Source organism: Stenotrophomonas sp. GD04024 (assembly GCF_029837545.1).
Lineage (GTDB): Bacteria > Pseudomonadota > Gammaproteobacteria > Xanthomonadales > Xanthomonadaceae > Stenotrophomonas > Stenotrophomonas forensis.
In genome coordinates, this window is the sequence record NZ_JAOEDV010000137.1 from 1 (window position 1) to 5475 (window position 5475).

Consider the following 5475-nt stretch of genomic DNA (forward strand, 5'->3'; position numbering starts at 1 on the left):
CCCGCCATCCCACGGAATGCACGCTGTTGCTGTTGCTGTTGCGTTTGCTCTGGCCTGTAGCGGGTGCAGGGCGCAGCCCTGCAAAGAACCCCCTACTCCTGCGGATCGCGGGTGATGTGGATATCGGTCGGGGTCGACAACGGAATATTCCGCTCCGCCAGGATCTGCAGCAGGCTGAAATACAGATCGCTGCGCGTCGCGTAGACCTGCCGCGGACTGGCCACGTAGGCGAAACTGTTCATCGTGATCTGGCCACCGGCAATGCTGTCGATGTAGACCGTCGGCGCCGGCTGCTTCAGCACGTTGGTATGCGCGGTGTACGCATCCAGCAGCGCCTGGCGCAGATTGCCGACATCGGTGCTGGGCGGCACCGCGAACTGGATCTGGATGCGGCCCTGGTTGTTGCCCATCGTCATGTTGCGCACGGTCTTGGTGACCAGCTCGGAGTTGGGCACGATCAACGTCGACTTGTCGCCCACCTGGATTTCGGTCGAGCGCAGGCTGATGCGGCGGATGTCGCCTTCCTGGTCACCCAGCTTCACCCAGTCGCCGATCTTCACCGGGCGCTCGGCCAGCAGGATCAGGCCGGACACGAAGTTCTGTGTGATCACCTGCAGGCCGAAGCCGATACCTACCGACAGCGCGCTGACCAGCAACGCCAGCTTGCTCAGCTGGAGGCCCATGGCCGACAGCGCCCAGATCACCGCGATGATGATGCCCACGTAACGGGCGACGGTACTGACCGAGTTGCGTGCGCCCAGGTCCAACTCGGTCTTGGGCAGGTAGGTGTCGGTCAGCCAGCGCTGCACCAGCTGGGTGATTGCCAGGCCGGCCAGCAGCACCAGCACCGCCAGCACGATCCGCACTGGTTCCAGCTTGGTTCCACCGACGTCGAATCCTGAGGTGAACAGCGAGGAGAAGCGCTCCACCACCGCGCCGATGTTTCCGAACGGCGCCACCAGCGCCAGCAATGCCAGCAGCACGACAATCGTGCGCAGCGCCGCCGACAGCAGCACGCCGGCCTGCTCAAGCCGCGACACGCTCAGGCCGGTGCTGAGCAGGATGGTCTGGCCGACCTTGCTGTCGGCATTGAGCATCCAGGTGCTCAGGTCATCAACGAACTTGAACAGCAGCGTCGCCGCCAGCACCACGATGCTGCCGCCGATCAGCTGTTGGTTCACGAACTTGGCGAAATTCAGATAGCCCAGCAACGTGGCGATGATGGCCGCCACCACCGCGATGTTGCCTGCCACGCGTGCCAGCACCAGCCAGCTGCTGCGCCGCACCGGCGTGCTCGCGCCCACACCTTCGGCCTGCGCTTCCAGTTTGGCTTCGGCCTCGGCGGTCTGCCGCCGATGCAGGCGTGCCAGCGTCACCAGCATGGCCATGATCAGGCCCAGGTAGGTCAGCGCGATCACACCGTCCAGCGCCACCGTGGTGACATCGCTGGTGCGCGTGGCCCGGTCGATGGCGACCAGCACCGTGCTCAGCCAGGCCAGCGCGGCCGCGCCCCAGGCGTACTTGCGCAGCTTCAGCGCAGCGGTGTCATCCAGGTTCAGCAGCCGCCACGAGGGCCGCGACGGCACCAGCAGGCAGGCACTGAGCGCAGCGATGAACGCGGCGGCGAAGGTGGCCTGCTGCACGCCGTCGGCCACGTTCTGCAGGCGCGGCGCAATCGCACCGATGGCGTTGAGCGAGGCGATGAACACCACTACCGCATAGCCGGACAGCAGCGTGCCCACCAGCAACAGCCACATGGCCAGCCCGGAACGGCGCAGGCGGCCATCGGGTGCACGGTCGGACGCAGCGAACTGCCGCCCCAGGCGGCGTAGCCACAACCGCAGCGGGAACATCATCACCAGCGCGGCCACCAGGCCCAGCAACGGCGTGCCCCAACCATTGGCGCGGATACCGGCGACGAACGCATCGCGTCCCTGCTCGGCCAACGGCGCAACCCGTGCGATATCGATCGGCAGGCGCTCGGCCACCTTGCTCCACAGCGCAGGCGACAGCGGTGAGGCGACCTTCTGCCCCAGCTCCTCGGTGCGTTGCGCGGCGCGCTGCTGGTCGATGTCGGTTGCCAGCTGCTGGGCGCGCACGGCATTGGTCTTCGCCTGCGCCACCGATGCGGCCAGTCCGTCGCGCTGCTTGTTGAGGGTGCGCCGTTGCGCCGCCAGTTCGGGCGGCTCGGTGGCGCCCTCGGCAGGCGTGCCCAGCTGCGCCAGCTGTTCGTCGAGGCGGTCCAGCTGCGGCTGCAGCGACTTCTCCAGCGCCTCGGCGTCACGTCGCGCTTTCGAAGCGTCCTCGGACAACATGGCCAATGTTTCGATGGCCGCAGCATCACCACGCTTGCGGTCGACTTCCTTCAGCTTCGCATCGATATCCGCCAGCTGCTGTTTCGGCGTGGGGTCCTCGTCCTGCGCCAGCACCGGCGCGGACAGCAGGAAGACGCTGCACAGCAGCAGGGCCAGCCACGGGCCCCGTGCACGGATCGATCGCAGGAAAGAAGACACGCCAGCCACACCGGTTCGCGCGGACCACCGCGCCTGCGCGCGACTATACGGCACCGCCGATAAAGGGCGGGTGGGCAGCCCCGGCAGCGTCGAGCGTCAGTACTTCAGGCGCAGCTCTTCCACCGTGGGCTGCTGCAGCGCGTACCAGTCCTGGAACTCTTCCTCGGTGATCTCGTCGGGCGCATACACCGCCACCGGGTGCCAGTCGTGGTCGGTCGGCAACGGCTGGCGCGGGCCGGCGCGCAGGCTGTAGCTCACGCCTTCGTAGTCGACCAGGTCATCGACCTGTGGCCACTGTTCGCGCGCGAACGCGGATTCACTCTTCAACAGGATCACCTGGTACATCGGCACCTCCACCTCGGTTGGATCAGGAAAACACGGCGCTGGCGGCAGGATACCGCCACGCCGATGACAACGCGCACTCCGCCGGGGCGACGGAACGTTCTGGACACGGCCATCGCCCCGGCTTCACCCGCCCATGGCAAGGCCATCGGCATCGTGGAGGCCCACCCCTGCCACCACCGCCGATGACCGACCACCCACCGCTGAAGACCGTCGCCGACCTCAAGCTGCCCCGCTACCTGGGCACCTGGTACGAGATCGCGCGCCTGCCGATGCGCCACGAGCCGGAAGGCTGCACCGACGTGTCGGCGCACTACACCCTGCTCGACAACGGTAACGTCGGCGTCACCAACCGCTGCCGCATGGACGGCGAGATCGAGGAGGCCAGTGGCGAGGCCTGTGCCGTCGACAACGACAGCGCGCGCCTGGAAGTGAGCTTCCTGCCCAAGGGCCTGCGCTGGCTGCCGTTCGCCAAGGGCGACTACTGGGTGATCCAGATCGCCCCGGACTACAGCGTGTCGCTGGTCGGCAGCCCGGACCGCAAGTACCTGTGGCTGCTGGCGCGCGAGCCGCGGCTGGACGCGACCGTGCAGGACCATTATCTGGCGGCGGCTCGCCTGCAGGGCTTCGATCTGTCCGAACTGATCCAGACCCCGCACACCGGCCACCCCACTGCCTGAGCTTCGCCGCGCATGGACCTGAAGAGTGGCTACCCGTGGTGGGCGGTACGCAACGGCCTGATCCACGCCTTCCCGCCGTTGCAGCAGGACCTGCGCTGCGACGTGCTGGTGGTCGGCGGCGGCATCACCGGCGCGCTGATCGCCGACGAGCTGTCCCATCACGGGCATGACGTTGCAGTGATCGAGCAGCGCGACATCGGCTGGGGCAGCACCGCCGCCAGCACCGCGCTGCTGCAGTACGAGATCGATACCCACCTGCTGGAACTGACCGAACGCTACGGGCATGACGCCGCCGCACGGGCCTACCTCGCCTGTGCCGAGGCAATCCCGGCGCTGGGCGAGGTGGCCCGCGGCCTGAAGGACGTGGACTTCCAGCGCATGGACAGCCTGTACCTGGCCAGCCGCCATCGCGACGTGCCACGCCTGATGGCCGAGGGTGCCGCGCGGCGGGGCATCGGCCTGGATGCGCGCTGGCTGGGCCCAGAGGCGCTGCGGGAACGCTTCGACGTGGACGCCGGTGGTGCGCTGCTGACCCGCCAGGCGGCACGGGTCGACCCTTACCGGCTGACCTATGCGCTGCTGCAGCGCGTGCGCCGGCGTGGCGGCCACGTGCATGACCGTACCGTGCTGCACACACTCACGCCGGGCCCGCGAGGCGTGCGTGCGCTGACCGAGGCCGGCGCCACTGTCCACGCCCGCCACGTGGTGCTGGCCATGGGCTATGCCAACCAGCGCTGGCTCGAACAGCGGGTCGCACGCAACCGCAGCAGCTACGCCTTCATCACCGATCCGATCGATGCCGACGTGCTGGGCCGGCTGCGCAACACCATGGTGTGGGAGAGCGCCCGCCCCTACCTGTACCTGCGCGCCACCGGCGACCGCCGCCTGCTGGTGGGCGGGCTGGATGATGCCATCGACATCCCCGCCCGCCGCGACCGGCGCGTAGAGCGCAAGGCCGATAAACTGATGAAACAGCTGCGGCATTGGTTCCCACGGCTGGATCCGGTGCCTGCCTTCTCCTGGGCCGGCACCTTCGCTGAAACGGCCGATGGCCTGCCGTTCTTCGGCCCGCATGCGCAGTGGGGGCCCCGGGTTCATTTCGCCATGGCCTACGGCGGCAACGGCATCACCTACTCGATGATCGGCGCGCAGCTGCTGCGGGCCCGCATCGAGCGGCGCAGGCATGCGCTGGAAGGGCTGTTCAGCTTTGAACGGTTGCCGTAGCGCCCGCCTTTTGTAGAGTCGAGCCCTGCTCGACTGCTGTCGGCATGAGCAGTCGAGCATGGCTCGACTCTACAGAGGCCGCAATCGAGCAGGCCCGGATCTACCGCAAGCGGCCGCCGACAGGCATCATTCAAGCAACCCCTGCTAGCGTCGGCCTGTACCGCCGCGTGTTGCGTGGCCACCTGTCCGCTGGAGCGCCGTCATGATCCGCCCCCTGACCCTGCTGCTGTGCCTGGCCCTGCCGGGAACCGTGCTGGCCCAGTCCGCTGCCGGCGCCACCGCGCCGCAGGCGGCCGGCCTGGACCTGACGCTGCCGCAGGCGCCGATGCGCTACCTCAATGACCCGGCCCTGCAGCAGGACCCGCCCGGCACCTACTACGGCGACAAGAGCGGCCCGCGCGTGCACGACGACGCCAGGATCGCCGACGTGACCGACGACAAGGTCAAGGTGTCCGGCAGCTTCACCACCGGCATCGGCTATTCCAAGAACGGCGGCAACAGCCACTACAACGCCGCCATGCTGAACCTCAGCAAGAACTACACCACCGATGAAGGCAAGACCCACGGGGTCAACGTCAACATCCACGTGAGCGAAGGCAAGGGCCCGGGCTTCTTCGGCCCGTATGGCGGCTACTACGGCCGCGGCCCGGGCTGGGATTACCCGCCGCCGTACGGCTGGTAACGCCGACCCTCTAGAGCCGAGCCCATGCTCGGCT

5 protein-coding genes are annotated in these 5475 nt (G+C 67.9%); 3 read left to right on the forward strand and 2 right to left on the reverse strand.

The genetic code is table 11. The features are described 5' to 3' along the window. Window positions 1-92 precede the first annotated feature (92 nt). Window positions 93-2522 (reverse strand): DUF3772 domain-containing protein, encoded by a 2430-nt coding sequence (locus N7590_RS21735; protein WP_164242809.1) that lies wholly within the window; start codon window positions 2520-2522, stop codon window positions 93-95. Window positions 2523-2609: 87 nt separating this feature from the next. Further along, window positions 2610-2858: a hypothetical protein gene (locus N7590_RS21740; protein ID WP_006474562.1), complete on the reverse strand. Its 249-nt coding sequence runs from the start codon at window positions 2856-2858 to the stop codon at window positions 2610-2612. Window positions 2859-3040: 182 nt separating this feature from the next. Here N7590_RS21740 and N7590_RS21745 point away from each other — a divergent pair, with 182 nt between their 5' ends. From N7590_RS21745 to N7590_RS21755, 3 genes are all read left to right on the forward strand, one after another. Continuing rightward, window positions 3041-3535: a lipocalin family protein gene (locus N7590_RS21745; protein WP_049457567.1), complete on the forward strand. Its 495-nt coding sequence runs from the start codon at window positions 3041-3043 to the stop codon at window positions 3533-3535. A 12-nt stretch (window positions 3536-3547) separates the two neighbouring features. Then, window positions 3548-4759 carry an FAD-dependent oxidoreductase gene (locus tag N7590_RS21750; RefSeq protein WP_164242810.1) on the forward strand — a complete coding sequence of 404 codons (1212 nt, stop codon included), beginning with the start codon at window positions 3548-3550 and terminating at the stop codon, window positions 4757-4759. Window positions 4760-4961: 202 nt separating this feature from the next. Then, window positions 4962-5441, forward strand: coding sequence for a hypothetical protein (locus tag N7590_RS21755; protein ID WP_164242811.1), 480 nt, complete (start codon window positions 4962-4964; stop codon window positions 5439-5441). The last annotated feature ends 34 nt before the right edge of the window (window positions 5442-5475 follow it).

Bases quoted from the DNA above. Each gene is read 5' to 3' on its own strand.
- N7590_RS21740 (WP_006474562.1), bottom strand. From the start codon at position 2,858: ATGTACCAGGTGATCCTGTTGAAGAGTGAATCCGCGTTCGCGCGCGAA.
- N7590_RS21745 (WP_049457567.1), top strand. From the start codon at position 3,041: ATGACCGACCACCCACCGCTGAAGACCGTCGCCGACCTCAAGCTGCCC.
- N7590_RS21750 (WP_164242810.1), top strand. From the start codon at position 3,548: ATGGACCTGAAGAGTGGCTACCCGTGGTGGGCGGTACGCAACGGCCTG.
- N7590_RS21755 (WP_164242811.1), top strand. From the start codon at position 4,962: ATGATCCGCCCCCTGACCCTGCTGCTGTGCCTGGCCCTGCCGGGAACC.